Origin of the sequence: Mesorhizobium sp. (assembly GCF_024509055.1) — a bacterium.
Taxonomy (GTDB): Bacteria; Pseudomonadota; Alphaproteobacteria; order Rhizobiales; family Rhizobiaceae; genus Mesorhizobium.
This window is the reverse complement of sequence record NZ_JANINM010000181.1, coordinates 1-3,457: the sequence shown is the minus strand read 5'-3', so window position 1 is coordinate 3,457 and position 3,457 is coordinate 1. Positions and strand designations below refer to the sequence as shown.

General features: G+C 61.2%; 5 protein-coding genes. 2 read left to right on the top strand and 3 right to left on the bottom strand.

Annotation, left to right across the window (positions count from 1 at the left end; genetic code table 11):
• Window positions 1-337: transcriptional regulator GutM (locus tag Q0L57_RS08795; protein WP_296741229.1), on the bottom strand; the 337-nt coding region annotated here is incomplete at its 3' end.
• Between the two features lie 189 nt (window positions 338-526).
• Here Q0L57_RS08795 and Q0L57_RS08790 point away from each other — a divergent pair.
• Together Q0L57_RS08790 and Q0L57_RS08785 are read left to right on the top strand one after the other, a co-directional pair.
• Window positions 527-1,168, top strand: a complete 642-nt coding sequence (locus Q0L57_RS08790; RefSeq protein WP_296741235.1) for a hypothetical protein — start codon at window positions 527-529, stop codon at window positions 1,166-1,168.
• Window positions 1,169-1,251: 83 nt separating this feature from the next.
• Window positions 1,252-1,926 carry an HAD family phosphatase gene (locus Q0L57_RS08785; RefSeq protein WP_296741226.1) on the top strand — a complete coding sequence of 225 codons (675 nt, stop codon included), beginning with the start codon at window positions 1,252-1,254 and terminating at the stop codon, window positions 1,924-1,926.
• 92 nt (window positions 1,927-2,018) lie between these two features.
• Here Q0L57_RS08785 and Q0L57_RS08780 read toward each other — a convergent pair whose 3' ends face one another.
• Both Q0L57_RS08780 and Q0L57_RS08775 read right to left on the bottom strand, forming a co-directional pair.
• Window positions 2,019-3,191, bottom strand: a complete 1,173-nt coding sequence (locus tag Q0L57_RS08780) for a DUF930 domain-containing protein (protein ID WP_296741224.1) — start codon at window positions 3,189-3,191, stop codon at window positions 2,019-2,021.
• Between the two features lie 114 nt (window positions 3,192-3,305).
• Window positions 3,306-3,457 (bottom strand): 2-oxo acid dehydrogenase subunit E2 (locus Q0L57_RS08775; RefSeq protein WP_278162740.1); only part of this gene is annotated, 152 nt, incomplete at its 5' end.

Sequence of the window (3,457 nt, the reverse complement as noted above, 5' to 3'; positions counted from 1 at the left end):
CACCGGGTTCCCCCTCCCCCATGATCGCAGGGTTGGACCGGAGTCGATCGAGGGGAATGCCCTCGAATTCTTCGTGTCGTTTGAACTTGGTGAGCACCGAACGGCCGCTCATGATCATCATACGGCGAACGATGAGGTCCGGCGTCACCACGATCAGCGCAATGGTGCCTTTGGCGAGCCGGCCGCGAAAATTCCCGGCGCCGACGAAGCCATCCTTGTACTGGTCGGTGACGCCTTTGAAGACATCCGCGTAGTGCCGCATCTGTAGCCATACGCCGAGCGATTGCAGCGCCCAGACAACAAAGAGCCCAAGCAGCGCCCACTGCCAGATCGCCATTCGATTTCCTCCCGAGTCTTCTTCCCTCCGACATTCATGACGGACGGCGAGATGACCCGAAAGTGAGAACATTTGTTTTCTAAAATGTCAACATGTATTATATTTGCCGGCGTTGGCGTCCACAGCCGGGTGACCGATTTCGGCATGAGCGATGCCTGTGATAGCCTCTCGACAAACGGGGTATGGAAAATGGATTTGCCCTTCAGTAACGAGTTGGCCCTCATGCCGGACCTTCGCCACCGGTTGCGGCAACTGCGCTGGTTCCGAGCCACTTTCCGCAGCAATGCCAAAGCGGTAAGCGACGCGTTCGGCATCCGCTACGAGATCGACGAGGCCAAGTTGACGAGAGCCTTTCTTGACTGGCTCGAAGTCATGGAGGCGCAAAAACAATTCGCCGCCGTTGACAGGGCCGACTTCATCGTGTTCGCCGCCGGGCTGGTGCTGCGCGAGTTGATAAGGCAGGAACCCGCGCGAGAAATCTCGGGCCTGTCGGAAATGGTCGAGACGGAGGAAAACGCCAGCACGGCTGCAATCGTGCGCTTCTGGCCGGAAGGCTTCCTCTACACCAATTACTGCGTGTCGGCGATCATAGCCGTGCACCAGCAGGAATTCGGCGCCGCGCCCAGTATCGACAAATGCGCGGACGACCTTCGCACCTGGTGGTCTTACCGCGAGAACGCGACCGAAATGCCAGCCTATGCTGTTGCGTTCCTGGACCGGTTCCTGGGCGCGGAGCCGAACTGGATCATGCCGGACCGCGCGCAGGCGCGCCAAGCCATGCAACGAGCGCTGGGATACTCGTCGGCAAGCGAGGCACTTCGCCGGCTTTGATGGGGCACAGCCGACTTACTATTGAACATCTGACTTTTTACCGATAGCGATGTGCGCATTGATATCGAAGCCGGGAGAGGCGCGTGGCGCAATCCAGACTGATGATTTTCGACTGCGACGGCGTCCTCGTCGACAGCGAGCCACTGGCCGCCAAAGCCTATGAACGCGTCTATGAGAAGCATGGCATGCCCGGCGTGCATGACGGCATCATTGCCCAATGCATCGGCATGAAGCAGGCCGACATCATCGCCAAGATCAAGACGCTGACCGGGCATCAGTTCCCGCTCGCCGCCGAAGGCGACATCTGGGCCGAGACCAAGCTTTTGTTCTCCGAAGAGTTGAAGCCGACGCCGGGGATCGTGCCGTTCCTCGGCGCGCTGAACGGGGCCCGCTGCGTCGCCTCGTCATCCTCTGTCGAGCGCATCAATCACAGCCTAGCGGTGACGGGGCTGGCGCGCTTCTTCGGCGAAGCGATCTTTTCCTCCTCGATGGTGAAGAACGGCAAGCCAGCGCCAGACATCTTCCTCCATGCGGCCGAGCGAATGGGCGTGGAGCCCGCCGACTGCATCGTGATCGAGGATTCGCCTTTCGGTATTCAGGGCGCGGTCGCGGCCGGCATGATCGCGATCGGCTATACCGGCGGCGGCCACAGCTACCCCGAACATGCCGCGCGCCTGACGGCCGCGGGAGCCGATTTCGTCTGCGCGGACTGGCTTGAAGTCAGCCGGCAATTGGCGGAGCTCGGCGAGCCGGCCTGACCCAGAGCGTTTCAGCGATTCACGGAAACGCCGAACCTTTGTTTTGCGCAATTCCGAACGGAAAACCGGCTCGCACTTTTCCCGGGATTGCTCTAGCGGAGACTAGGAAACTTTCGACCGGCCCATTCGCCAGGAGGGACCAACTGCCCGACGCGGAAGTTGAAGGACAGGACCCTCGTTGCGTCGGCGTCGACCTCGCAGCGGAAGGTCACATTGAACCATTGGGTTGCCGTGCTGAAGGCGGCCTCGGGCGGATTGAGAACATTACCGGTTTTCAGCGGAATTGTAGGCAGCCATCTGGGAGAGTAATCGGCGCTCTGCAGTTCCTGGTTCAGCACGTTGGCGCAAAGGTTGGCGACGCGCTGATCGCGCGGCACATTCTCCATCGAGCTTGTGGCCTGCATATTGCCGGTCGCACCTTGCGAGTAGAGCTTCCTGACCCCTGGAAGGCCGGAATAGATCGGTGATCCAGCAACATCGTTGTTCGCGGGATTTGACATCCCCAAGCCCGCGCTCGGGGCCTTTAGGGCTCTCGCGGATTTGAACTTCATCGGCTTTGCAGCTTTAGGCTTTGCCTTCCCGGCCGAAGACGGAGGTGCCGGCTTGCCGCCGGTCTCGGCCGTCAAGGGCTTTGGCGCCGCGGCGGCTTGCTTGTCTGGGGTCTGCGGCGCCGTCTCCTGTTTGTCGGGCTGCTGTTTATCCGTGTCCTCAGCCGCCTGCTTCTCATCGGTTTGCTCAGGTTTGGCGTCCGGCGCGGCAGCCGCCGGCTTCTCGTCCGCCTTGCTGGAATCTGCCTGCTGCTCAGGAGCTGCAGGCGCGGGAGACTGGCTCGGCGTGGGCTTCGGCGTAACAGGCGGCTTTGCAGCCACGTCCTTGGCTGGCGACGGCGCATTGGGTTGAGCGCTGCCCCCGTCGAGGGATTTCTGCGGCCCGGTATCCTTCGCGCCATACTGGAAAACGGGCTTCAGTATCGGAATGTCCGGCTTTGGTGGTTGCTCCGGCGGTTTTTCGACCTTGGGTTCCGGTGGCTTTTCAACCTTCGGCTTGGGCGGCTTTTCGACTTTGGGCGCGGGAGCGGCTTTCGGCTTCGGCTGCTCGGGCGGGGGCACGATCGCGACATTGACCGGCTGTTCCTGCCGCTCCGGCTGCTGCTCGGGTCTTGGCAGGCCAAAGAACAGGAACGTCGCGACCAGGGCATGCAGGAATAGCGATGCGGCCAGGGCCCATCGCCAATTCCGAAACCATTCCCGCATCTTGCCGTTCATTCCGCCCGATGTGGAACGAAATAAAGGCGGCTTCAAGCACCCGAATTTGATCAACGCGAGCTAACAGCCTGACAACTCGGTGATCAAGGCGGGCTCAAACCCGCGGAGATCGACCTAAACCAGCATGCCCATCGGGTTTTCGATCATCCGTTTGAAAGCGCCGAGGAGTTCGGCGCCGAGCGCGCCGTCGACGGCGCGGTGATCGGTCGAGAGCGTCACCGACATCACGGTGGCTATCTTGATCTCGCCCTTCTTGACCACCGCCC

Bases quoted from the DNA above. Each gene is read 5' to 3' on its own strand.
- Q0L57_RS08790 (WP_296741235.1), top strand. From the start codon at position 527: ATGGATTTGCCCTTCAGTAACGAGTTGGCCCTCATGCCGGACCTTCGC.
- Q0L57_RS08780 (WP_296741224.1), bottom strand. From the start codon at position 3,191: ATGAACGGCAAGATGCGGGAATGGTTTCGGAATTGGCGATGGGCCCTG.